This is a genomic window from Streptomyces sp. NBC_01591, from assembly GCF_035918155.1.
In the GTDB taxonomy this organism is placed as follows: domain Bacteria; phylum Actinomycetota; class Actinomycetes; order Streptomycetales; family Streptomycetaceae; genus Streptomyces.
This window is the reverse complement of record NZ_CP109327.1, coordinates 8259406-8282591: the sequence shown is the minus strand read 5'-3', so window position 1 is coordinate 8282591 and position 23186 is coordinate 8259406. Positions and strand designations below refer to the sequence as shown.

Genomic DNA, 23186 nt, shown 5'->3' with positions numbered 1-23186 from the left:
TCAGCCACGCGTGGGAGCGCGGGCGCCGATGGCGTCCAGCATCAGGTCCAGCGCGAAATGGAAGCTGGCGTCGTCCTCCACCGAGGCCAAGTAGGGGGCCGCCGCCGCGATATGGGGGTGGGTGGCGGCGGATACGGCCGCGTACTCGCCGGACCAGGCGGACTCGTCGCCGCGGCGGGTGTGTGCGTCGAGTGTGCTGTAGGTGGCGTCCATGCACGACCACGCCAGGATGAAGTCCACCAGTGCCCGGTGGTGGCGTACCGCCTGCTCGGGCGGGAATCCCGCGTCGGACAGCGCGGTGAGGGTCGTCTCGATCACCCGCATCTCGGCCGGGCGCCGCGTGATGCGCACCGTGGCGAGCATGGCGGCGCGCGGGTGCGAGAGATAGACCTTGTGGATGCGGATGAACAGGCTGCGCAGCGTCTGCTGCCAGTCACCGGAGGGCTCGAATCCTTCGAGACCCTCCTCCAACAGGTGGTCCGCCACCGCGAGCAGCAGATCGTCCTTGTTGCGGAAGTGCCGGTAGAGAGCCGTGGGGTCGGCGCCCAGCTGGGCGCCGATCCGGCGGAACGTCAGGGCATCGGCACCTTCGATGTCCATGAGTTCGAGGCATGCCTCGACGATCAGCCGAGGGCTGAGCGACGGCCGCGGACGGCCGGAGTCGGCACGTTTCCCCTTCGCCGCCGCGGCCCGCTTCCCCGTACGTGACTCCACTGCGCACTCTCCTCGCTCCGGGTCAGCCCCATTGTGCCGCCAGTCGCGCCCCGGTACGCCACACCGTGCCGCCAGTCGCACCCCAGTGCGCCGTACTTCCGGACCTCGCGAGTCAACCACGCTGTCATCACCGTTGACTTGGTGGCTCGCTCCCCTGCCACGCTGCCGCCACCCGCACCACACCCTGCACATCGCACCGCCCCGTCGGGGGCCGAGGAGGAGCCCATGCCCGGTCATCCGCTCCGTGCCTCGGCGCGGGCCGGCACGGGCCGGGGTTGTGCGGCGGCTGGGCGAGGTCACGGGTGGGGCGGCGGTGACCGGCTCCGGCCATCACCGTGAGCGGGTGGTAGGGGGTGATGGGCCAGTCGGAACCGAGGACGACGGCGGCGCCCGAGTCCCACAGGTCGCGGCGCGCTCCTCCCCGAGCCGCCGGGACCAGTTGTCGGTGTGGTCGGCGCGGGTGAAGCCGCAGCAGTGCGTGGGTTGCATGGACGCGATGACGCCGAGTTCCGCGAACCGGCGCAGGGTGTCGTCGGGGACCGTCTCGATGTGCTCGATCCGGTGCCGGACTCCGCGGTACTCCGCACTCGTCGCCGTCTCCACGGCGTCGAGGACGTGGCGCACGGCGGCATCGCCGATGGCGTGGGTGGCCGCGGGCACACCGGCCCGGTGGAACTCACCGGTGATCTCGGTGAAGGAATCGGGGTCGGGCCAGAAGGCGTGGGTGGACTCGCCGTGGCAGTCGGGCCGCTCCAGCCAGGCGGTCCCGTTGTCGATGGTGCCGTCCATGAACAGCTTGACGCCCGCCACCTCCCACAGCCGCCCGCCCGTGCCCTGCTGCCCGATGAGGTCGGCCACGGCCCGGCTGTCGGCTCCGGGCCGGCACCAGGGAGCGACCCTCAGACGCAGCGGCAGTTCATCCGCCTCGTCGAGCTCGGCGTACAGCGACAGGCTCTCGCCGTTGGCATCCATGGCGTGCCCGCCGGTGAGCCCGGAGGCGGCCACGTCGCGCAGCGCCGAGGCGAGGCGGGCACGGCGCTCGGCGGGGGCGATCCGCGGTGCGCCCTGGCGACCGGCACGGCAGAGGCCGTCCTGTGTGTCGGCACGGAGCTCTACATGGGCCCGCTGGCTCGCGCGGCGGGCGGAATCGATCTCGCGCTCCGGTCGGCATGGTGGTCGCCGCCACCGTCTACGCCCTCGGGATGCGTCGCCGCCTCACCGCACCCCTTTTCCGTGGGCCTGCGTCCGGTACGTGATCCAGCGTCGATCCTTGCGGCCTGCGGACCCGGGCCGCCGACCGGACAGACGCGATACGCTCGTCTTGTAGGCACGCGTTCCGACAGTGGAGGCGGCCATGAGGGAGAACATCGAGTACCCGACTCCGTCGCAGGCCGAGGGCGAGAGGCTGGACGAGGACAGGGACCCGGCCGAGGAGCGACACCCCGCCACCATGCGCACCCAGCCGTCCCAGGCGGAGGGTGAGCGCCGCGCGGAGGACGAGGAGACCTGACTCGGGCAGTTCCGTACGGGGCAGGGCCCCACCGCGCCCGCCCGCTGCGGAGGGCTCCGGCGCGCCGCTCGCTCAGTCGACCGCGCCGCCGGTGATTTGATCCGCGGCGGGCAGGCGCAACCTGTCCCGCCGAGCACGAGGCCGACGAGCTGCCGCACCGTGTCCTCGTGCTCGCGCACGGGCGCGGGGCGGAAGGAACGTCGGTAGACGAAGAATCCGTTCCACAGGTCAAGGAGTGCGTCGACGTCGATGTCTGTCGGCATGTCGCCCGCGTCGCCGCCCGGCTCGACACGTACAAGGACCGGCTTCTGGAGTTCAGCCACGCGCTGCACGACGATCCGGAGACGTCGTTCGCCGAGAACCGGCTCCGAACGGCTCGCGGTGCTGCTGGAGGACGCCGGGTTCACCGTGAATCGCGCGGTGTGCGATCTGCCGACCGCGCTGACCGCCGAGTACGGCAGCGGTGACCTGACGGTCGGGGTGCGCGCGGAGTACGACGCGCTGCCGAGATCGGCCATGCCTGCGGGCACGACATCATCTGCGCCGCAGGTGCGGGTGCGGCGATAGCCCTGGCCGCGGCCGCCGACGAGCTCGGCTTCCGGGCGAAACTGCTCGGCCGGCCAGGGTGCCGCGCCGCGGGCAGCGGGCCCTCCGTCCATCAGGCTCCTTCACCGGTCGGGGCACCGAATTCCTTCGTCATGCCAAGTTCCTTCGTCGTGCCGAGTTCCTTCGTCGTGCCGAGTTCCTTCGTCATGAAGACGCGGCTGGTGCCCGATGGGTCGCAGGGGACCTCTGCCAGGTGCTTCCACCCCTGCTTCCGGTAGAAGTCAGGGGCCTGGAAGCTGATCGTGTAGAGCACGGCCGTGCGGCAGCCACGGGCGTGAGCCTCGTCCTCGGCCCGCCGGAGGATCTCGCTGCCCAGGCCACTGCCTCGCAGCTCGGGCGGCAGGAAGAAGAGATCGACGAAGAACAGCCCGAGCGAAGTGCGCCCGGTCAGTCCGCCGACCACCTGGTGGGTCCGCGGATCACGGACGAGGACCGCGAGCGGTCGCCGGTCGTCGACTCCCGTTTCCCGGATGTTGAACCGGTCCAGAGCGTCGGAGATCAGGGCGATGTCCGCGGGCTCCGGCGCAGCGGTGACGACGAGGCCCGCGCGAGGGCCGGGACGTACGGACGCACTGACGGTCGTGTCGGATTCGGGCATGGTTCCTCCAGTGCTGTGGCGGGTGAGCGGCGACGCAGCCCGGTGCAGGTGCGAGGCTTGCTCTGCGCGTCCGGCGACGGTACGGCGTGGACACTTCGACGGGCGCCGAACCGAGATCGGAGACAATCGGGGATATGGACGTTCAGCGCGCAGGCCGTGACGTGGGTGTGGACCTGGCGGGCGTGGCCCGGCTGATGGCCGATGGCACCCGGGCCGCCTTCTGCCTGGCCCTCCTCGACGGCCGGGCATGGACGGCGACCGAGCTCGCCCGGTACGCCGGGGTCGCGCCCTCGACCGCGACATCTCATCTGAACCTGCTGGTGGGCGGCGGGATCCTCGTCGAGGAACGGCACGGACGTCACCGTTATCTGCGGGTGGCCGACATCAGGGTGGTCGAGCTTATCGAGAGCCTCGCCGCGCTGGCCCCGCACCGGCCCGCTGCTCCGCGTTCGCTGTCCGCCTCCGGCCGGCAGCAGGCACTCGCCCGTGCGCGTCTGTGTTACGACCACCTGGCCGGCGCGGTCTCGCTGGCCGTCACCGACGCCATGGTCGAGCGCGGGCTGCTGGGCTGGGGGCCCGAGCCGGTACTGACCGGCGAGGGCGCGGCCTGGCTGGCCGGAGTCGGGATCACCCTGCCAGGCAGCTCGCGCCGGCCGTTGGTGCGGGCGTGCCTGGACTGGACCGAGCGCCGCCCCCACCTGGCCGGCACCGTGGGTGCCGCCCTGTGCAGCCACGCGCTCGCCGTCGGCTGGATCACGCGCATCGGCAGTACACGCGCACTCGCCGTGACCGACACGGGTCGACACGCACTGCACGATCACCTCGGCCTGTCACCGGCTGATCAAGGCTGACGAGGGACAGCGGCTGCCGCGAATCGGTGTGCCCTGTGACGTCACATGGCTTTCCTGGGCGCGGATCGCCCGGACGTCGTCCCACCAGGCACCGCCAGCTGCTGTACCTCCGCATAGAACGGGGCCCGCAGGTCCGTCGGCCGCCCGTCCCGGACGGCGGTCGCGGTGTCCACCGCCGCCGCGAGGGCCGTGCGGTACAGCAGCGAGCCGAGACTGACCCGGCGCACCCCGAGTGCGGCCAGTTCGGCGAGGGTGGGACCGGTCGGGGCGTACAGGATGTTCAACGGGCCGACGAGAGTTGCGGTCAGCTCGGCAATCAGGTCCGGATCCGACAGTCCCGGCACGAACACCCCGTCCGCACCGGCCTGTTCGTACGTCGCCAGCCGCGTCGCGGTCTCCTCCTCCTGGTGGCCCGACCAGTGGGTGTCGGTGCGGGCGTTGACGAACAGCGCGGGCACGGCGGCCTTCACCGCCGCGACCTTCGCGGCGTGCAACTCCACAGGGGCGAGAGTGCCGTCGGGACGGCCGTCCTCAAGATTGATCCCCGCCGCGCCCGCGTCGTACAACTTGCGGGCCAGATCGGCCACTTCCGCCACGTCGTCACTGAATCCGCCTTCGGCGTCGACGGTGAACAGGAAGGAGTCCTGTCCCAGTCGGCGGGCCAGTGCCAGGGTCGCGTCGACGGCGGCGGCCGCCCCGTCCGGCAGACCGACGGCCGCTGCCACGCCCAGGCTGGTGGTACCAACGGCTGCGAACCCCTGCGCCACCAATGCGGCGGCCGAGGCATGGTCCCAGGCATTGGGCAGCAGCAGCGGGGCGGCGGCCTGGTGGTGCAGGCGGGCGAAGTCGGTCAATGGGCGCTGGAGCAGGCCGTCGGCCAGGGCGAGGGCGTGTGCACGGCCGGGGCAGACGCGGGGTGGGGCTCCGAAGGCGAGCGGTACGGGGTGTGTGCGATGGGCCGCCGCGAGATCGAGCAGCACCACGTCGCCCTCGGCGATCTCCCGGCCCGCGATCCGGGTGGCCCGGACGGCGACGCGACGCATGGTCCGTACCGGGGGATCCTCCCGGAGCAGCCGGGCCGGCGGTTCGTCGCGTACGGCCGCGGCTTCGACCAGCGCAGCCGTCGCCTCGCACGCCTGGACCAGCAACCCGATGCGGTTCGCGGCAGCCTCCAGGCGCGCCTCGTCCGCCGCCCCCGGCACCAGCAGCGCCACCAGTCGGGCCACCGCCTCGTCCTCCTCAGCGGCCGCGTCGGCACCCCCGAAGTAGGCCCCGGCCACCGCGATCACCGCTGCCGTCACCTCCCCGGGCTCCGGCATCCCCAGCGCTTCGGCGAGGGTACGCACCACCCGCGCCCGTACGTCTCCCCCGGACCCCGCGGCGGCCACCTGCCGTAGCGAGACGGGCTCCAGCCGGGCCAGTTCGGCCTCCACCAGGGCCCGTCGGCGCCGGTGCGCCTCCCCCGAGCTGAACCTGGCGACGGTGGCACGCAACCAGGCGACACTCGCCCCGGCCGGACCACCGTCCGCGGCAGGCAACTCCGGGACGAGCGCCGGGTCGGCGAGCGCCGCCCGTACATCCGCATAACGGTCGAACTCGTGCATCGTGTGCGTCATGGCCCTGACGCTAGGGCCGAAACAGTTCGGCACCGCCCGAACCGTCCCGGCGGCATCGGCCTCGTGGCGGCAGAGGCCCGTTCAGGCGCGGGGCGCCGACCGGTGTGGTTCCGTTGAACTGCATGACCAGCGCCTGCTGGTCCTCGGCCTATCGAACACCAGGTGGTACGTCCAACGCCTCCTGCGCAGCGGAAACGAAAGCAGCCTTGGCGCTCAGGAGGTTGTCCGGCGCTTCGTGGCGGCGCAGGCGGTCGACGACATCCCGCGCCGCGGATGCGACCTCGGCCGGTCCCTCCAGGACGACTTCACCCAACGCGGACTCCAGACGGGCGTCGTCGTCCCCCGGGCCCCTCCCCGTCCGCTCGGCCCGGATTCTCGATTCCGCCGCCCCGAGGAATGCGACGTAGGTCTGGCGCCGGATGTCGAGCACGCGAACGGCAGCCTGCTCCCGGAGAGTCATCCGCACCGTTTCGAGCAGCGCGTCGGCCTGGCGGTCACCGGCCTGGCGTGCCGCTTCGGCCTGCCGGAACCCGGCGCTGCGGGTGTACCAACCGGTTGCGGCGCTCCCGGCGATGGCTGCTCCCGCAGCGATCAGCGCGATTCCCAACTCACTCATGCCGCCATCCTCCCGATCGGCCGCCGGTCCGCGCACCACACTTGACGAATGTGCGTTGTGGATCACTCTCAGCGACTGCAACGGGCGCGCGGTACGATCGGATCATGTCGTTCGACGGCGCGAATGAGCACCCCCGATCTGCGGAAAAGTCGGATTCGACCAACCGCCCGCCTCTAGAATGGACACTTACGGGCGACGGGCGACGGGCGACGGGCGACGGGCGACGGGCGACGGGCGACGGGCGACGGGCGACGGGCGACGGGCGACGGGCGACGGGCGGTCCTTCTCGCCGCGCGGTCTGCCGTAGCCCTGTACCGCCTCCTGGACGCTCTCCCGGTCTTCGCCGGCGATGACCGCATCACCCGCCTCTTCACCCTGGTGCCGGGATCCGACTTCGGAGTCGACGCGCTCTCCGTGATCGACGACGTCGGTGGCCGGACACTTCCTTGGGACGAAGCGTGCCGGTGCACGTACGACCTGGTCCTCACGGCGAGCCCGAAGGGCGAGCTGGGCCTGCTTCGCGGACGGCGCGTACTGTTCCCGCACGGAGCGGGGTTCAACAAGTCGATTCCGGGTGAGGGTTCCGCCGACTCGGCCTCCGGGCTGGATCCGGAATACCTGCTCTCCTCCGACGACGACGCGCCCCCCGCCCTGCACGCACTCGCCCACCCCGATCAGGTTGCCCGACTGGCTGCCGCAAGCCCGCGAGCCGCCGAGAGAGCCAAGGTCGTCGGCGATCCCACCCTGGAGCGCATCCTCACCTCACTACCCCTCCGCGACCGATACCGGACGGCATTGGGCACCAAATCCCGCACGCTGATCGTCCTCGCTTCGACGTGGGGACCTGAATCCCTGTTGCGGCAGCGGCCGGAACTGCCTGCGGAGCTGGCGGCCCATCTGCCTCACGACGAATACCAGTTGGCGCTGATCGTGCACCCCAACGAACGCAGCCGGCTCGGCAGGTACGAGTTGACCGAACGCCTGTCTCCGGCCCTCGACGCGGGAATGGTGCTCGCCGGCCCGTACGAGGAGTGGGCATCGGTCCTGATCGCCGCCGACGCGCTCATCACCGACCACGGGTCGACCGCCCTGTACTACTCCGCGGCTCGCGACCGCCCGGTCCTGAATGTCCACCGAGCCGGCGCCGAGCTGATCCCCGGCAGCCCGATGGACGTACTCCTGCGCCGGATACCGGAGTTGGGTCCGGCCGAGGCAGTGCAGGAGGCACTGAAGGCGTACCGACCCGGTACTGGACACGCCGCTGCCCGGGCGGCGTTCGCAGGTCAGGGCGAGGCGTTGAGCGCATTGCGGACCGAGGTGTACGCCCTCCTCGGCCTCACCCCGCCGACCCACCACACCCGACCGCGACTGCTGCCCTCCCCCGCAGCCGCCACGCGTACGCCTGCGGCGTTCGACGTGCACGCCACGATCTCCGAGGACGGCGTACGGATCGACCGGCGCCCCGCCGGGATCGGTCCGCCCGGACATCACCTGGCCGTGGAACACGGCGCTGCGGGCGAACAACTCGCCCGCACCGCCGGTCTGTTGTACTGCCGTCTGCTCCCGCCGTCCCCCGCCGCGGGAGACGCGACGTGGACGGCAGCCGGGTGGACACAACATGCTCTGTCCGAGTACTCGGGCTGCCGTTCGGCGGCGGCCATTGCACCCTCCGGGCTGTGCGTGCTCAAGGTCCGCGGCGACGAACGCACTTACGCCATGCGCGTCGAACCCCGTTCCGAGGGCGGCCGGATCATACGCATCGACCCGGCCGCCGCACTGTCCGCCGTCCACGTCTGGTCGTCCGCCCAACAGGGCATGCCCGACGACCAGTTCCGCCTGAACTGTGTCATCGGCGACCGCGCCTTCCGCGTTCGTCTCGGCCCGGCCACGGACGAGGAGGCCGGGCAAGCGGTCTAAGGCCTCTGGAGCAAGCCGTTCCGGCATCGGATCGCGTCCGCGGCTGCGCGGTGCTCGTCGGCCTCCGCGCTCGCCCCTTCCGCGCCCGCCAGCTCGGCCAGCGCATCGAGGACGCGAGCCTGGTCGAAGCCGGAGCCCCGTTGGCGTGCTCCGTCCAGTGACCGCTCGTACAGCCGACGGGCCTCGTCGGTACGGCCGAGCCGTTGCAGGACGCCGCCGAGCGCGAATCCGGTACGCGCGCTCAGCCTCGCGCGGTCCTGCGCCGTGGCCTCGATATGCGCTTCGGACAGCAGGCGGGCCGCCGCCTCCAGATCTCCGAGCTCCGCGCCGGCCTGGCCCATCCGGTAGGTCTGGAGCATGGCCCCGTAGTGATTGCGGATCGCCAGGTGCACCTCGCGGGACCGGGCGAAGTCGGCCGCCGCCGCGTTCCAGTCCCCGCTCACGGAGCTGAGCATGCCGCGGAACTCGATCGCCGAGGCACGGAGCTTGCGGTCCGGATCGGTTTCTCCCAGCAGACCGAGGGCGGCGAAAGCACCGTCGAGTTCGCGTTCGGCATCGACCAGCTTTCCCGACTCCCAGAGACGACGGGCGAGTTGGCATCGCATGCGCACCAGCCACGCGGCGTTTCCGGACCTGAGCGCGGAGGCCACACCGAGCCGGAACAGCTCCGTCACATCGGACTCGTGAGGATGGTCCATCGCATACGTCCAGACGGGCTCGCACAGGGCCACTGCCTCGGTGTCCAGTCCTCGCCCGTGAGCCAGCCGTACGCACGCGAACAACGCACGCCGTTCCGCGTGCAGCCAGCGCGCCGCCTTCTCGGCCCGTGCCGTGCGGACCGAGCGGTCCTCGGTCTCCGCCGGATCCTCAAGGGGCACGTCGGGGGCGCCGGGAACGGGGGCGAAGAGATCTGCGACGAGCAACCGCCGGCCTGCGGCGAACCTGTCGGCCAGTTGGGCCTGTCGGACGAACCAGCGCAGCAGCCGCTCCTGCGCCTCGGCCGGCTCCCCCTGCGCCTCGTGATCGCGGGCCCGGCGCCGGGCATGGGCGTGCAGCGGACCCGGCAGCCTCATCCGACCGTCCTCCGTCGGCTGCACCACGCGCAGTTCCAGTAACCCCGCTGTGGCCAGCTCCTCCAGCGCGTCCTGGCAGGTCTCCGGTCCCAGCCCCAGCAACGCGGTGGCGGACTCGTGAGTGAACGTCGAGCCGGGATGGTGGGGCAGCAACCGGTAGAGCAGGGCGGCCGAGGAGGACAGGCTGCGATAGGCCGTGTCCCAGATGCCCTCCACCCCTGAGGAAACCCCCTTTTCGTCCAGCTCGGCCCGCAGCTCCGCAATCAGACGTGACAGCGGCCGCAGAGGGTGGGAGCGAACCCAGCGGCCCGCGACGTGCAGTGCGGCCGGCAGGCCGTCGCACATCCGCACGACCGTCCGCGCGGCCTCCGGATCGGTGGTCAGCCGACGGTCCCGGACGATCAGCTCCAGCAGTTCCATCGCCACCGGGTCCTCCAGCGGCGGCAGCACCAGGTCGACGGCGGCACCGTCCTCCAGGTCGTGCAGCGGACCGTGGCTCGCCACGATCACCACACTGTTGCCCGACGCCGGAAGCAACGGGACGATCTCCGAGGCGTACCGCGCGTTGTCCACGACGACCACCAGCCGACGGTCGGAGGTCAGGTTCCAGTACTGCCTGCAGCGCGCCTTGAACTGGCGCGCCAGTGAGTCCGGCTCCACCCCGAGGGAATCCAGCAGCTGCGCGAGCACCTCACCGGGGTCCAGCTCGCCGCCCGCCCGGAAGTCGTCGAGGTCGACCGACAACACGTCGGGAAAGCTGTCCCTCAGCTTCCGTGCGATCAGGAAGGCCAGCTCGGTCTTGCCGAGACCGCCCGGTCCGGACAGCGACAGGACCAGCGGCCGGGAGCGGCCCTGCCACTCCTCCACCGCGCGGAAGGCCCGCGCCTTTTCCTCATCGCGGTTGACGAAGTGCATCGGCCCCGGAGGCAGTTCAACCCTCATTCAGGATCCGCTCCCATCCCCTGCCCGACACCGCCGAGCCAGGTACTCCACACAAACCCGGCTTCCGTCCGAAGACTTGCCGCTGTCCAGGCCTCGCACTCTAGAGGTTCCCACACACCCGGACTCGGCACTTGGAAGGACGCCACCCGGTTGATCACCGCCCGTCGTTCGTCGGACGCCCGGCTGTCGGACCGGGTACGGTCCGCCACCGGCCGCGGCGTGGCGACCCGGGCCGCCCGCGCCCTGGTCGAACTGGCCTTCCGCCTCCCCGGAGTCGACTATGTCGAGGTCGTCCACGACCCGGCCAACACTGCCAGCCGCGCCGTCCCGGCCGGCTCGGCTTCACCGATCACCTCCGCCGCCCCGCCGAGCGCCTCGCCCCGGCCGACACCGGCGAGGACCAGGTCTGGCGACTGACCCGCAGTCGGGCGAAGAACCCGGCTGCCGCCGAGGCTTGTTGATCGAAGACCGTCAGGAACTCGCCACCGCCGACCGAACAGTTCAAGCCAAGGCCATCCGTGGTACCCCGACGGGCCATCCTGAGCAGCGACACTGCCCGCGTCTCACACGCACGGGGGCGCTCAGACGAAGGAAGTACCGATGGATCGCAGATCGTTCATGGCCACCACAGGCAGCGCGTCGCTGGTGGGCGGTGCACTCGCCGCCGGCGCGGGGCTGGCGGCACCGGCGGCCGAGGCCGCTCCGCACCGGCCCGACAAGGGCCGGACGGTCCGGTTCAACATCATCAGTGACATCCAGGGCGACCTCGCCGACTTCGGCAAGGCCCTCGACGATCTGCACCGCATCAACCCCGGCAGCGCCGGCCTCGGCATAGCGGGCGACATCACGCCGCGCGGCTACGACTTCGAGTACGCGGCGGTCCGCCAGACCCTCGAGCAGCACCCGCGCCCCAAGAACATCGCGTGGGCCATCGGCAACCACGAGTTCTACGTGCCGAAGTACAGCGACCCGAACACCCTCGCCCAGGACACCTGGCCCAACGGCACCACCGAGGACTCCCTCTTCCGCGGCTTCTACAACTTCGCGGAACGCAACAAGGTCTACTCGGAGACCTCGTTCGGTGGCGTGCCCGTTCTCAGCCTGGGCACCGAGCGCTACTCCCACTACCACGACGCGAAGCTGTGGGACGAGGTGTGGATCAGCGACGAGCAGTTCGCCTGGCTGGAGGACCGGCTCGCGTACTGGGCCCGCCGTCGCAGGCCCGTCATGGTGCTGACCCACCACCCGCTGCCCAACACGGTGTCGGGCACCCACAACAAGCTCTACCTCAACGACTACCTCCAGCCCGACCGGCTCCTGTCGATCCTGGGCCGCCACAAGGACGTGTTCCTCTTCTCCGGGCACACCCACTGGGACCTCGACCTGTCCGACTGGGTGGTGCGCCGGGTCGTTCCCGGCACCGGAAACCTCGAAGGCTTCACCGTCGTGAACACCTCGGCCGTCCAGGTCGGCTGGATGGACGACGGCAAGGGCGGCGAGGTCTCCCTCGGCGGTGCCTTCAACCAGGGGCTCCAGGTCGAGGTCGGCCCCCACTCCGTCGTCATCAAGGCCCGTGACTTCACCACGGGTACCTGGCTCAAGCAGCTGACGGTCCCGCTGCACACCAGGTCCTGACCCACCGCGGGGCGGATGCCATCCCCATGTCCGGCATGGCATCCGCCCGGACGGGCTGCGTGGCGGCGCAGCACCGGCTCACTTCGGCAGCCACGCCCGCCACGTGGACTCGTTCTTCCTCACCCAGCGCTCCGCGGCCTCCTCGGGCGACAGCTTCTGGTCCGCGATCATCAGCGCCACCTCGTTCTGCGCCCGTGTCGTCCAGTGGAAGTTCTTCAGGAACTCGGCGGCCCTGCCGCCCCCGTCGGCGAACCGGGCGTTGAGGAACTTCCGCAGCGGGGTGTGCGGATACGCGCACGCCACCTTCTTCGGGTCGGCGTCGCAGCCCTCCTTGTAGGCGGGCAGCTTCACCTCCGTCATCGGGACCTGCTCGAACAGCCACTGCGGCTTGTACCAGTAGGTCAGGAACGGCTTCTTCTCCTTGGCGAACTGCTTGATCTGCGTGATCTGCGCCGCCTCGGAACCGGAGAAGACCACCTGGTAGTCCAGGTCCAGGTTCTTCACCAGCGCCTTGTCGTTGGTGACGTACGACGGCGAGCCGTCCAGGAGCTGGCCCTTGCCGCCGCTCTCCGCCGTGCCGAGCCGGTCGGCGTACTCGTTCAGGTTCTTCCAGTCCGTCACGTCCGGGTTCGCGTCGGCGAAGTACTTCGGCACGAACCAGCCGATGTGGCCGGTCACGCCGAGTTCCCCGCCCGGCGCGATCGTCCTCTTGTCCGCGACGTACCGCTCCTCCTGCTCCGGGTGGCCCCAGTCCTCCAGGATCGCGTCGACGCGTCCCTGGCTGAGGGCGTCCCAGGCGGGGACCTCGTCGATCTGGACGGTGTCGACGCGGTACCCCAACTCGTGTTCGAGCAGGTACTGGGCGACGGCAGCGTTCGCCTGCGCGCCCACCCACGACTGGACGGACAGCGTCACGGTCTTCGCGCCGTGCGCGTCGGCGTACGGGGACGCCTGCTTCGTCATGTCCGCCGCGCCACAGCCCGTCAGGGCCAGCAGCCCGAACGCCGCGGCGGCGGCGGCGGTGCGCCTACGCATCCCGGTTCTCCTTTCCGGCGGGCTGGGTGACCCGGTCCAGCATCAGACCGAGGCACACGATGGCCGCGCCCGCGACAAGGCCGGTCGCCAGGTCGCCCTGTGCCAGCCCGAACACCACCTCGTAGCCGAGGGCACCGCCGCCGACCAGGCCGCCGATGATGACGACGGCGAGGACGAGGACCACGCCCTGATTGACGGCCAGCAGCAACGCCGGGCGGGCGAGAGGCAGTTGGACCTGACGCAGCTGCTGCCAGCCCGTCGCCCCGAGCGAGCGGGACGACTCCAGTGCGACCGGGTCCACAGCGCGCATGCCCTGCGTGGTGATGCGTACGACGGCGGGCAGGGCGTACACCACGGCGGCGGCGACGGCGGGCGCCCGGCCGACGCCGAACAGCGCGACCACCGGGATGAGGTACACGAACTGCGGCATCGTCTGGAAGACGTCGAGCACCGGCCGCAGCAGCCGTTCCAGGCGGGGACTGCGCGCCGCGGCGACACCGGTGGCCACACCGGCGACGAGTGTGACGGCGACCGCGGCCAGCACCTGCGAGAGGGTGTCCAGCGCCGGGTCCCACACCCCGAGCACCCCGATCGCGGCCATCGCGAGCACGGCGGTCAGCGCGGTGCGCCAGGTGCCGATGAGCTGGGCGATGACCCCCACCAGGAGCAGTACGGACCACCAGGGCAGCCACTGCAGGCCGTCGCGGACCGGGTCGAGGACCCAGGTGGTGAAGCGGGCGGCCCAGTCGGCGGTACCGCCGACGACGGGCACTCCGGAGTACAGGTGCGCGGTCATCCAGTCGACGGCCCGGTTGACGGAACCCGCGATGTCCACGGTCCAGGCGTCGGGCCACGACAGCCGGCCGGTGTAGCGGCCGACGAGTGCCACGGCGACCGTACCGGCAGCGGTGACGGCCCAGCCGAGTCCCGTTCCCCGGGAGGGCGCGGCGCCGATCCGCTCCCCCGCCGCGGCGGTGACACGATCGAGGACGACGGCAAGCAGTACGACCGGCACACCGGCGGCGAGCGCCGCGCCGACATCGACGGAGGCGAGGGCCTGGTACACGCGGTCACCGAGTCCGCCTGCGCCGATCACCGACGCGATCACGGCCATCGAGAGCGCCATCATGATCGACTGGTTGACGCCGAGCAGCAGTTCCTTGCGGGCCAGCGGAAGCCGGGCGGTCAGCAGCCGCTGCCGTCCGGTGGCGCCTAGCGAGGCCGCTGCCTCCATCACCCCGGCGTCCACGCCGCGCAGACCGAGCGCGGTCAGCCGGGCCATGGGCGGTGCGGCGTAGACGACGGTGGCGAGGACGGCGGCCGGTACGCCGATGCCGAAGACCAGCACGACCGGGAGCAGGTATGCGAACGCGGGCAGCACCTGCATGGTGTCGAGGACCGGGCGCAGGGCCCGGTGCACGCGGTCGGAGAGTCCGGCGGCGAGCCCGAGCAGTGCGCCGAGCAGAACGGACGCGGCGACGGCGACGGCCATCAGTGCGAGGGTCTGCATGGTGGGGACCCACATGCCGAGCAGCCCGCACACGGCGAACGCGGCGACGGCGGTGAGTGCCGGGCGGATGCCCGCGAGGCGCCAGGCGACGAGCCCGGCGGCGGCCGTGACCCCGGCCCAGCCGGCGGCGAGAAGGACGAGGTAGACGGCGCGTACGGACAGCACGACGGCGTTGCTGATGTGGCCGAAGAAGTAAAGGAAGAGCGGGTGGCTGTCCCGGTTGTCGATGATCCAGTCGCTGGCGTCGCCGAGCGGTCCGGACAGGTCGACGGCGAAGCGTGCGGGCCAGGTGCCGCCGCCCAGGAGCATGGCGCCGAGGAGGAGCGCGACGAGGGCGGCGGCTGCGATGAGTACGGTGCGGTACCGGGCGAGGGTGTCGCCCAGCGGCACGCGCGCCGGGGGCGCGCCCGCCTCGGCGGCGGTGGTGGCAGTGGTGCTCATCGCGTCCGCCTTCCCGTCGCGTCCGAGGCACGGGCGGGCACGGGCGTATGCACGGTGTGCGGGCCCGGCGGGCCCCAGGTGGTGTGCGCGGGCATCAGGCCGCCTCCTTCTGCGGGTCGAGCCCCGCCACCACGCCGAGCAGGTCGGCATGACCGACCACACCGACGCAGCGGCCGTCCTCGACGACACGGGCGGTCCCGCCGCTGCGGACGACGGCCTCGATGGCCGCGTGGACCGTCGCGTCGGGGGCCAGCGCCGGGCCGTTGTCCGCCTCGGCCGCCTCGGCCGGGCGCATCGCCGAGCGCACGGTCATGACCTGTTCACGCGGCACGTCGCGGACGAAGTCGCGTACGTAGTCGTCCGCGGGGGCGCCCACGATCTCCTCGGGCGTGCCGAGCTGCACGATCCGGCCGTCCCGCATCAGCGCGATCCGGTCGCCGAGCTTCAGCGCCTCGCCGAGGTCGTGCGTGATGAAGACCATCGTGCGGCCCTCCTCACTGTGCAGCCGTACGACCTCCTCCTGCATGTCGCGCCTGATCAGTGGGTCCAGTGCGCTGAACGGCTCGTCGAACAGCAGCACTTCGGGGTCCACTGCCAGTGCTCGGGCCAGCCCCACCCGCTGCTGCTGGCCGCCGGACAGCTGACCGGGACGGCGGTGCTCCATGCCTTCGAGGCCGACCTTGGTGACGAACTCGGCCGCCCGCTCCCGTCGTTCGGCGCGCGAGACGCCCTGGATCTCCAGCCCGTAGGCGACGTTGTCGAGGACCGACCGGTGCGGCAGCAGCCCGAAGTGCTGGAAGACCATGGCGGCGCGGTGACGGCGCAGTTCGCGCAGTCGTGACGCGTCCATCGACAGCACGTCCTCGCCGTCGATGGCGATGGCCCCGGACGTGGGCTCGATCAGCCGGGTCAGGCAGCGCACCAGCGTCGACTTGCCGGAGCCGGACAGGCCCATGACAATGAAGACCTCGCCCTTGCGGACGTCGAAGGACACGTCGCGCACGGCGGCGGTGCAGCCGGTGCGTTCACGCAGCTCGGCGGGGCCGAGCGCGGCGAGGGCCGGATCCGCCGGCACCCGGTCGGCCTTCGGGCCGAAGACCTTCCACAACTCTCGTACGGAGAAGACAGGCGGCTCGGTGTTCATCAGGCATTGCCTCCCAGGAGGTCCGCGCATTTCTCCCCGACCATCAGCACGGCGATCATCGGGTTGACGGTCGTCATCGTCGGGAAGACGGACGCGTCGGCGATCCGGATGCCGTCCAGGCCCCGGATCCTCAGATCGGGTGACACAACGGCGAGTTCGTCGTCCGCGGCCCCCATCCGGCAGGTTCCCGCCGGGTGGTAGACGGTGTGCGCGACCTTGCGCGCGTACTCGCCGATCTCCTCGTCGGAGGTGACCTCGGGCCCCGGGCAGACCTCGCGCTTGAGCCAGCCGGCGAGCGGCTCCTGCTCCGCGATACGGCGTGCGATGCGGATGCCGTCGACGAGGGTGCGGCCGTCGTAGTCGTCCTCGTCGGTGAAGTACCGGAAGTCGAGGGCGGGCTTGACCTCGGGGTCGGCGCTGGTCAGGTAGAGCCGGCCGCGGCTGCGGGGCTTGGGGATGTTGGGGGTCATCGACACGCCGTGCGGGGGCCGCTGGTAGCCCAGCCGCTCGGGGTTGTCGGTGAACGGGATCTGGTAGAAGTGGAACATCAGGTCCGGCCCGTCGGCGTCCAGGTCCCTGCGTACGAACAGGCCCGCGTCGCTGTCCATCGCGGAGTTCTCCGGTATCGGCCCCTCGGTCTCCCAGACGATGACCGACTCGGGGTGGTCGAGGAGGTTCTCGCCGACGCCCGGCAGGTCGTGCACGACGGGGATGCCGAGCTTCTCCAGGCCGGCGCGGGGCCCGATGCCGGAATGCAGCAGCAGCCGGGGGGTGTCCACGGCGCCCGCGCACACGAGTACCTCGCGCCGGGCCCGCACGACGTGCTCCTCGCCGTCCTTGGTACGCACATGCACGCCGGTGGCCCGGGTGCCCTCCAGTTCCAGACCGAACGCCCAGGTCTCCAGGGCGAGATGAAGGTTGGGCCGGTCCAGGAACGGGTGCAGATACGCCACGGAGGCCGAGGAGCGCTTGTTGTTCTCGGGGTGGTACGCGAGGTCGAAGAAGCCCACGCCCTCGTGGAACGGCTGCCTGTTGAAGCCCTCGACGCGCGGCACGTCCAGCGCGGTGCGCGCGGCCTCGACGAAGTCGCGGGCGATGGCGTTCCGGTCGGCCTCGTCGACGGGGACGATGTTGTTGCGCAGTCTGGCGAAGTACGGGTCCATCGACGCCGCGTCCCAGCCCTCGGCGCCCGCGTCGGCCCACTCGTCCCAGTCGGACGGCAGGGGCTTGAAGGCGATGAGGGTGTTGTGGGACGAGCAGCCGCCGAGCACGCGGGCGCGGCTGTGGCGGATGTGCGAGTTGCCTCGGGGCTGCTCGGTCGTCGGGTAGTCGTAGTCCAGTTCACCGCCGAGCAGGCCCATCCAGCGGCGCAGGGTGAGGACGTCGTCCCGTCCGACGTCGCTGGGGCCGCCCTCGATGACGGCGACGGTGGTGTCCGGGTTCTCGGTGAGGCGGGAGGCGATCACCGAACCGGCGGTGCCGCCGCCGATGACGACATAGTCGTAGACGTGGTTGTCGGTCATGTGCTCTTTTCCCTCTGCTCCGTTGCGTGCGTTGGGTCGGTCGCGTGCGTTGCGTCGATGCGTTGCGTTGGTTCGGTCGCGTGCGTTGCGTCCAGTGCCCGTGTCGCATGCGTCACGCGGGGCATGCGCGTCGCGTCTCTCGCGTGTGTTTCAGCCCGCGAACCAGCGCACGGGGCGCGGAGCGAGGTTCTGGTAGATGTGCTTGGCCTCGCGGTACTCGGCCAGTCCGGTCGGGCCCAGTTCGCGGCCGATGCCCGACTTCCCGAAGCCACCCCATTCGGCCTGCGGGAGGTAGGGGTGGAAGTCGTTGATCCACACGGTGCCGTGGCGCAGACGCCCGGCGACGCGCCGGGCGCGGCCCGCGTCGGCGGTCCACACCGCGCCGGCGAGCCCGTACTCGGTGTCGTTGGCGAGGGCGACGGCCTCGTCCTCCGTACGGAAGGTCTCGACGGTCAGGACGGGGCCGAAGATCTCCTCGCGGACGACGCGCATCCGGCGGTCGCACCGGTCGAGGACGGTGGGGCGGTAGAAGTAGCCGGGGCCGTCGGGCCGTTCGCCGCCGGCCCGGAGGACGGCCCCCTCCTCGATGGCGGATGCGACGAAGTCCTCGGTCTTCGTGAGTTGTTGCGCGGAGACGAGCGGGCCGCATTCGACGCCCGGGTCGGTGCCGCGGCCGAGGCGGATCCTCCCGGCGCGGCGGGCGAGTTCGGCGACGAACCGGTCGCGCAGCGACTCCTCGACGATGAGGCGGGAGCCGGCGGAGCAGACCTGGCCGCTGTGGATGAACGCGGCGTTGAGCGCCTGGTCGACAGCCGTGTCGAAGCCCTCGTCGGTGGCGCAGGCGTCGGCGAAGACGACGTTGGGGTTCTTGCCGCCGAGTTCGAGGGCGACCTTCTTGACGGTGTCGGCGGCGGCGCGGGCCACCTTCGTACCGCTGGCCAGTCCGCCGGTGAACGACACGAGGTCGACATCCGGGTGCTCGGCGAGACGGGCGCCGACGGTGGTACCGGCGCCGGTGACGATGTTGGCCACACCCGGCGGCAGCCCGGCCTCCATCAGGAGCTCGATCAGCGCGACGGTGGTGAGCGGGGTGATCTCGCTGGGCTTGATCACGAAGGTGTTTCCGGCGGCGAGCGCCGGGGCGATCTTCCAACTGGCCTGGAGCAGCGGGTAGTTCCAGGGGGTGATCAGCGCGCACACACCGACGGGCTCATGGACGACGACGCTGTGGACCTCGTCGGAGCCCGCGTCGACGACACGCCCGCCGCTCTCGTTCATGACGAGGTCGGCGAAGTAGCGGAACGCGTCGCGCACGCAGTCGACATCGACGTGCCCCTCTTCGAGGGTCTTGCCGGCGTCCTGGCTCTCCAGGGCACCGATCTGCTCCCGGTCCCGCTCCAGCAGGGCCGCGACGCGGCGCAGCAGGGCGGCCCGCTCGGCGACGGGCGTGCGCGGCCAGACACCGTCGTCGAAGGCGGCACGCGCGGCGGCGACGGCGTCATCGGTGTCGGCGACGTCGCCCTCCGACACCACGGCGAAGACACCGGCGTCGACGGGGTCGATGATGTCGCGCGTGGCGCCGGAGACGGCCGAGCGCCACTCTCCGCCCACATGGATGGTCTGCTGTGCTGCCGACACGTCGTGTTTGGCCCTTCGGTTCCGGATTGCGTCCTGCGCCGGTCACACCCCGGCGATCTGGCCGCCTGCCCCGGGTCCGGAGAACCATGCCCCACGGTCGACTGAAAGTGACCCGCCTCACGCCGCGACGTGGACCACCCCGTCGTACGGCTCAATACGCGCAGCCGCAGGTGAACCGCGCCTTCACCCGCGTGTCCCGGCCCCATGGAAATGATCGCGACGCGTGCGCGCGGTCAGGGCCGGGGCACGTCGGACAGGGCGTGCTGCGATGATGGACGCCGTCATCGCTTCGAACCGACATCCGTTGGGGTCTTCACCGTGGACAGATTCGTCCTGGGCGACACGGACTTCGCCGTCGACCGATCGGAATCGTCGGTCCAGGTGGCACCGGACGGCCTGGTGACGGTCGACGTGTGGGGAACCACCGAGGCCCTTGACGCGCAGGGGGACACGGGCCCGTTCGGCTGGGCGATCCATCCGCCGCGTCTCTACCTCACGGCGGTGCCCGCCACCTGGACCGGTGGCATGGCGACCGTGAAGATCGACGACAGCATGGCCGATCTGTACGACATCGGGCTCTACCTCCACGAGCACGGCGACGTCACCGGCGAGTTGACGCTCGATCCGGCGCGAACCCTGCGCATCAGCGGATCGGCGCGGGTCGGCGGACGCGCGGAGTCAATCGAGGTGCGGGTGGACCTCCCCCTGCTGCTCCCCGAGTAGACGCGAGTCCACCGCGGCGAGCCAGGCGTCGGCGACGATCCTGTGGCCCAGCGGACTCGGATGGACCCCGTCCTGGGCCAGCTCCGCGGCCTCCTTCGTCTCCGCGGCACGGAGCAGCGCATGGTCCGCGCGGACCACCTGGGCTCCATTGGCCGCCGCGGCGCGGAGGACGGCGTCGGTACGGGGCGTCAGGTCCTCGAACCAGCCCTTCTGCTCCGGGGTTACCGGGAGCAGGAACGGGGTGATGACCACCAGTCGTGCGGCCAGCTTCCGCACGGTGTCCGCGAGGAGGCGGTCGAGGCACGCCTCGAACTCGTCGACCGGGCTGATGAGTCCGCTGTCATAGCGCCGCCAGGTGTCATTGATGCCGATCTTGACCGTGACCACGGTGGGCCGGTGGTCGATGACGTCGGTGGTCCAGCGGGCTTCGAGGTCGTACACGCGATTGCCGTTGAGGCCCTTGTTGATGACGGCGGGGCCGGGCCCGTCGCCCGCCCGGGCGTGCAGGGTCCGCGCGATCTCGTGGACGTATCCGCTGCCGAGCGATGCGGGATCCGTACGGTCGCGGCCCGCGTCGGTGATGGAGTCACCGATGAACAGGAGTCTGTCCGTTTCCTTGATGTGCATGTCCGCGATGTGCATGTCTGCCGTTCTGACGTCGGGGTGGGAGCCGCTCAGCGGTGAGCCGCGACGCGCCGCAGCGTATCTGCCTCGCGCGTCAGCACGGCGGGGTCGTCGCCCGGCACGAACTCCAGGAGTGCGTCCAGCGGGACGCGCCGTTCGTTCAGCAGGTCGAAGACCCCGGCCCACAGGTCCTCACGATCGGCCAGCCGCAGTCGGTGATTGCCCGGCCACCACGAGAACACATGCACCGCGCTGACCCGGTCGACGAGCGCGGAAAGCCCCGCCAGCGCCTCCTCGTCGGGAGCGTCGAGCGGCGGCTGCCAGTAGGTACGGAGATTGTCCGCGCCCACCTCGTCCAACAGCCGGAGCGTCGAGTCGACGGTGTCGGTGAGGGTCTTCGAGTGGAACTCCAGCGCGAGCTCCAGTCCATGGTCCGCGGCGATCCGGGCCGCTTCCCGCAGGCAGGTCACGGTCCCGCTCCGCTCCTGCGGTGTGACGGCCGACGATCCGACACCGCCCGCCCAGACCCGCACCCGTGGCGCTCCCAGAAGGACCGCGGCCTGGGCGATCGCGGGGAACTCGGCCAATTCGCCCTGGGTGGCGCGGAAGTAGGAGCCGTACGAGCAGCAGGTGAGCCCGTATCTGCCGGAAGCCTCGCGGGCCGCGCGGACAGTGTCGGGCTCCGTCGGAGGCGCGTGCACGTCCGCTCCCCACTCGACCGCCTCCAGGCCCGCGTCCGCGGCCCGGCGTGCGACCTCGGCGGCGGGCAGCCGCCGGAAGGTGACCGAGCACAGCCCCGGCCTGGTCACGGTGGTGGCCGAACCGGCCGGCGGGCTGCCGGCGCGCCCCTGCTCCTCGCGCTCCCGGCGTTCCCTGCCTGTCACATCGTTCCCTTCCTTGGGGTCGCCTCGCGGCGGCTCTTCCCTCGTGTTTCCCCGGGCAGTTCTGAAACGGCCCGCCCAGGACGGGCGGACCGAATCACCGGTGACACCTCACGATGCGTTCGGACCCACGTCCGCGGCCGTGAGGGGGTGACGGAGCGCGGGCGCGGTCGAGTACTCGTCGGCACCGATGTCCCGCGTGCTGCCCCGCGAGTCGCCGTCGATGTCGTCGGCCACGGCCGGGCTGCCCAGTGTGGCCGCGCCGATCGCCGGGCTACCTGCCGAGAGCCGGGCGATGCCGTCCTGGCCGGTCACCAGCTTCGGGTCGATGCGGGTGTAACCACCGGAAGGGATATTGCCGTTGGCAGCCGCACCCCACAACATGTTGCTCTGCCAGGTGAAGTTGGTGGTCGTCCCCATCGCGACGAGGCTGCCGGTGTCCGAGACGAGCAGGTTGTCGGCGATGACGACGTCCCGGGGCTCGTACGTCCGGGTCTCTCCGGAGAGCGTGCTGGAGTTGCCGAGCAGGGTGTTGTGCACGATCACCGCGCGGTCACAGGCGTCGTTGCCCCGCCTCTCGTCCTGCGTCTCGCCCGCGTTGTGGTCGCGGGTGGTGCCGCTGCCGACGACCAGGGCCCGGCTCGACAATCCGCTGAGGTAGTTGTTGACGATCACATGGTCGTTGCCGTACAGCCGCACGCCCTCGCTGCCGCCGATCAGGTAGTTGCCCTCCACCCTGGAGCGGTTGCCGTGGCGCAGCACGATTCCGCCGCGGCTGTTGCGGATGGTGTTGTAACGGATGGTGTTGTCGGAGGACTTCACCGAGATGGCCTCGGGGTCGCCGTCGGCACGCTCGAACAGGTTGTACTCGACGACCGCGTGGGCGCCGGACAGCGCCCGCCCGCTGACGCCGAGGCGGATCGACTCGCCGCCGTTGGCCCCGGAGAAACTGTGATCGGAGAAGTAGTTCCTGAAGATGTGGATGTTCTGGGCCATGTCGGTCGAGCCCGGGCCGTCGACGACGAGGAAGATGCCGGCGGTGGTCTTGTCGTGGAAGTGGTTCCGGTCGATCTTCGTGTCGTTCGCCCGCACGACTACCCAGTACGGGTCGCCGGTGTCCACGTGCTGGAAGTCGTTGCGGGTCAGCCGGATCGACGAGCAGTTCTCCGGGATCTCCAGCGTGGTGCTCTGCCGGAAGGCGAAGCCGCTGACGGTGATGTTGCTCGAATTGGAGAACACGAAGCTGCGTTCGCCGCGCAGCACCGCGCCACCGCGGGTCTTCGAGACGATGGTGATCTGCGCGGCGCTGGTGCCGTACTTGCCGGAGACGTTGATAGCGCCTCCCGACGGAACGGTGTAGGTGCCGTCGGCCACGACGATCCGGTCGCCTGGTGCGGCGGCGTTGATCGCGCTCTGGAGTTCGGCCAGGGAGCTGACCGGCGTATCGGCCGCCGAGGCGTCGACCGACATCGAGGTGCTGAGGGGCACGGCGGCGAGTGCTGCCACCGCGGTGCCCCTGAGGAACGTGCGTCGTTGCATGATGCCTCCTGTGGCGACAAGAACATGACGGGCCGATCCGTACAGCCCTC

At 71.1% G+C, this 23186-nt stretch carries 20 protein-coding genes and 1 pseudogene; 7 read left to right on the top strand and 14 right to left on the bottom strand.

The features are described 5' to 3' along the window. The gene (locus OG978_RS38355) at positions 1–714 is read right to left on the bottom strand and encodes a TetR/AcrR family transcriptional regulator (protein WP_326769630.1); all 714 of its coding nucleotides are present in this window, start codon (positions 712–714) and stop codon (positions 1–3) included. A gap of 271 nt (positions 715–985) precedes the next feature. After that, positions 986–1851 (bottom strand): annotated as a pseudogene (locus OG978_RS38350) (amidohydrolase family protein); the annotation flags it as partial. 217 nt (positions 1852–2068) lie between these two features. On the opposite strand from OG978_RS38350, the gene OG978_RS38345 reads away from it, so the two are divergent. Continuing rightward, entirely contained in the window at positions 2069–2224 is a 156-nt protein-coding gene (locus OG978_RS38345; RefSeq protein WP_326769629.1) for a hypothetical protein, read from the top strand. Between the two features lie 249 nt (positions 2225–2473). Next, the gene (locus tag OG978_RS38340) at positions 2474–2791 is read left to right on the top strand and encodes a hypothetical protein (protein ID WP_326769628.1); all 318 of its coding nucleotides are present in this window, start codon (positions 2474–2476) and stop codon (positions 2789–2791) included. 91 nt (positions 2792–2882) lie between these two features. Here OG978_RS38340 and OG978_RS38335 read toward each other — a convergent pair whose 3' ends face one another. Further along, on the bottom strand, positions 2883–3428 hold the full coding sequence (locus OG978_RS38335; protein WP_326769627.1) for a GNAT family N-acetyltransferase: 546 nt from the start codon (positions 3426–3428) through the stop codon (positions 2883–2885). A 134-nt stretch (positions 3429–3562) separates the two neighbouring features. On the opposite strand from OG978_RS38335, the gene OG978_RS38330 reads away from it, so the two are divergent. Beyond that, positions 3563–4279, top strand: a complete 717-nt coding sequence (locus OG978_RS38330; RefSeq protein ID WP_326769626.1) for an ArsR/SmtB family transcription factor — start codon at positions 3563–3565, stop codon at positions 4277–4279. A gap of 41 nt (positions 4280–4320) precedes the next feature. Here OG978_RS38330 and OG978_RS38325 read toward each other — a convergent pair whose 3' ends face one another. Together OG978_RS38325 and OG978_RS38320 are read right to left on the bottom strand one after the other, a co-directional pair. Continuing rightward, positions 4321–5895 (bottom strand): isocitrate lyase/phosphoenolpyruvate mutase family protein, encoded by a 1575-nt coding sequence (locus OG978_RS38325; protein ID WP_326769625.1) that lies wholly within the window; start codon positions 5893–5895, stop codon positions 4321–4323. A 148-nt stretch (positions 5896–6043) separates the two neighbouring features. Further along, positions 6044–6511, bottom strand: coding sequence for a hypothetical protein (locus tag OG978_RS38320; RefSeq protein ID WP_326769624.1), 468 nt, complete (start codon positions 6509–6511; stop codon positions 6044–6046). 321 nt (positions 6512–6832) lie between these two features. On the opposite strand from OG978_RS38320, the gene OG978_RS38315 reads away from it, so the two are divergent. Further along, positions 6833–8428 (top strand): translation initiation factor 2, encoded by a 1596-nt coding sequence (locus OG978_RS38315; RefSeq protein WP_442817869.1) that lies wholly within the window; start codon positions 6833–6835, stop codon positions 8426–8428. On the opposite strand, the gene OG978_RS38310 is transcribed toward OG978_RS38315, so the two are convergent. Continuing rightward, complete coding sequence (locus OG978_RS38310) at positions 8425–10443, bottom strand: NB-ARC domain-containing protein (RefSeq protein WP_326769622.1); 2019 nt, start codon at positions 10441–10443, stop codon at positions 8425–8427. The genes OG978_RS38315 and OG978_RS38310 overlap by 4 nt on opposite strands. Before the next feature lie 150 nt (positions 10444–10593). Here OG978_RS38310 and OG978_RS38305 point away from each other — a divergent pair, with 150 nt between their 5' ends. Beyond that, positions 10594–10860, top strand: a complete 267-nt coding sequence (locus tag OG978_RS38305) for a GNAT family N-acetyltransferase (protein ID WP_326769621.1) — start codon at positions 10594–10596, stop codon at positions 10858–10860. Between the two features lie 183 nt (positions 10861–11043). Beyond that, positions 11044–12078, top strand: coding sequence for a metallophosphoesterase family protein (locus OG978_RS38300; RefSeq protein WP_326769620.1), 1035 nt, complete (start codon positions 11044–11046; stop codon positions 12076–12078). Between the two features lie 78 nt (positions 12079–12156). On the opposite strand, the gene OG978_RS38295 is transcribed toward OG978_RS38300, so the two are convergent. The 5 genes from OG978_RS38295 to OG978_RS38275 all read right to left on the bottom strand — a co-directional run bounded on the left by OG978_RS38295 (position 12157) and on the right by OG978_RS38275 (position 19369). Further along, a complete protein-coding gene (locus OG978_RS38295; RefSeq protein ID WP_326769619.1) occupies positions 12157–13113 on the bottom strand; it encodes an ABC transporter substrate-binding protein in 957 nt (318 codons plus the stop codon). Then, entirely contained in the window at positions 13106–15064 is a 1959-nt protein-coding gene (locus OG978_RS38290) for an ABC transporter permease subunit (RefSeq protein WP_326769618.1), read from the bottom strand. Before OG978_RS38290 ends, OG978_RS38295 begins: the two co-directional genes overlap by 8 nt. A gap of 94 nt (positions 15065–15158) precedes the next feature. After that, positions 15159–16208: a quaternary amine ABC transporter ATP-binding protein gene (locus OG978_RS38285; RefSeq protein ID WP_326769617.1), complete on the bottom strand. Its 1050-nt coding sequence runs from the start codon at positions 16206–16208 to the stop codon at positions 15159–15161. After that, entirely contained in the window at positions 16208–17731 is a 1524-nt protein-coding gene (locus OG978_RS38280; protein WP_326769616.1) for a GMC family oxidoreductase, read from the bottom strand. Before OG978_RS38280 ends, OG978_RS38285 begins: the two co-directional genes overlap by 1 nt. A 150-nt stretch (positions 17732–17881) precedes the next feature. After that, positions 17882–19369: an aldehyde dehydrogenase family protein gene (locus tag OG978_RS38275; RefSeq protein ID WP_326769615.1), complete on the bottom strand. Its 1488-nt coding sequence runs from the start codon at positions 19367–19369 to the stop codon at positions 17882–17884. A gap of 318 nt (positions 19370–19687) precedes the next feature. Here OG978_RS38275 and OG978_RS38270 point away from each other — a divergent pair, with 318 nt between their 5' ends. After that, complete coding sequence (locus OG978_RS38270; protein WP_326769614.1) at positions 19688–20092, top strand: hypothetical protein; 405 nt, start codon at positions 19688–19690, stop codon at positions 20090–20092. Here OG978_RS38270 and OG978_RS38265 read toward each other — a convergent pair. The 3 genes from OG978_RS38265 to OG978_RS38255 form a co-directional block, all read right to left on the bottom strand. After that, positions 20048–20734, bottom strand: a complete 687-nt coding sequence (locus OG978_RS38265) for an SGNH/GDSL hydrolase family protein (RefSeq protein ID WP_326769613.1) — start codon at positions 20732–20734, stop codon at positions 20048–20050. The two genes, OG978_RS38270 and OG978_RS38265, sit on opposite strands and share 45 nt — an antisense overlap. A gap of 32 nt (positions 20735–20766) precedes the next feature. Further along, entirely contained in the window at positions 20767–21600 is an 834-nt protein-coding gene (locus OG978_RS38260; protein ID WP_326769612.1) for a sugar phosphate isomerase/epimerase family protein, read from the bottom strand. 108 nt (positions 21601–21708) lie between these two features. Beyond that, positions 21709–23136 (bottom strand): polysaccharide lyase 6 family protein, encoded by a 1428-nt coding sequence (locus OG978_RS38255; protein ID WP_326769611.1) that lies wholly within the window; start codon positions 23134–23136, stop codon positions 21709–21711. Positions 23137–23186: the final 50 nt, after the last annotated feature.

What these genes read in the sequence shown, in the direction of transcription:
- OG978_RS38320 (WP_326769624.1), bottom strand. Translation starts at nt 6,511, where the DNA reads ATGAGTGAGTTGGGAATCGCGCTGATCGCTGCGGGAGCAGCCATCGCC.
- OG978_RS38340 (WP_326769628.1), top strand. Translation starts at nt 2,474, where the DNA reads ATGTCTGTCGGCATGTCGCCCGCGTCGCCGCCCGGCTCGACACGTACA.
- OG978_RS38345 (WP_326769629.1), top strand. Translation starts at nt 2,069, where the DNA reads ATGAGGGAGAACATCGAGTACCCGACTCCGTCGCAGGCCGAGGGCGAG.
- OG978_RS38295 (WP_326769619.1), bottom strand. Translation starts at nt 13,113, where the DNA reads ATGCGTAGGCGCACCGCCGCCGCCGCCGCGGCGTTCGGGCTGCTGGCC.
- OG978_RS38265 (WP_326769613.1), bottom strand. Translation starts at nt 20,734, where the DNA reads ATGCACATCGCGGACATGCACATCAAGGAAACGGACAGACTCCTGTTC.
- OG978_RS38280 (WP_326769616.1), bottom strand. Translation starts at nt 17,731, where the DNA reads ATGACCGACAACCACGTCTACGACTATGTCGTCATCGGCGGCGGCACC.
- OG978_RS38255 (WP_326769611.1), bottom strand. Translation starts at nt 23,136, where the DNA reads ATGCAACGACGCACGTTCCTCAGGGGCACCGCGGTGGCAGCACTCGCC.
- OG978_RS38330 (WP_326769626.1), top strand. Translation starts at nt 3,563, where the DNA reads ATGGACGTTCAGCGCGCAGGCCGTGACGTGGGTGTGGACCTGGCGGGC.
- OG978_RS38290 (WP_326769618.1), bottom strand. Translation starts at nt 15,064, where the DNA reads ATGAGCACCACTGCCACCACCGCCGCCGAGGCGGGCGCGCCCCCGGCG.
- OG978_RS38335 (WP_326769627.1), bottom strand. Translation starts at nt 3,428, where the DNA reads ATGCCCGAATCCGACACGACCGTCAGTGCGTCCGTACGTCCCGGCCCT.
- OG978_RS38285 (WP_326769617.1), bottom strand. Translation starts at nt 16,208, where the DNA reads ATGAACACCGAGCCGCCTGTCTTCTCCGTACGAGAGTTGTGGAAGGTC.
- OG978_RS38325 (WP_326769625.1), bottom strand. Translation starts at nt 5,895, where the DNA reads ATGACGCACACGATGCACGAGTTCGACCGTTATGCGGATGTACGGGCG.
- OG978_RS38310 (WP_326769622.1), bottom strand. Translation starts at nt 10,443, where the DNA reads ATGAGGGTTGAACTGCCTCCGGGGCCGATGCACTTCGTCAACCGCGAT.
- OG978_RS38300 (WP_326769620.1), top strand. Translation starts at nt 11,044, where the DNA reads ATGGATCGCAGATCGTTCATGGCCACCACAGGCAGCGCGTCGCTGGTG.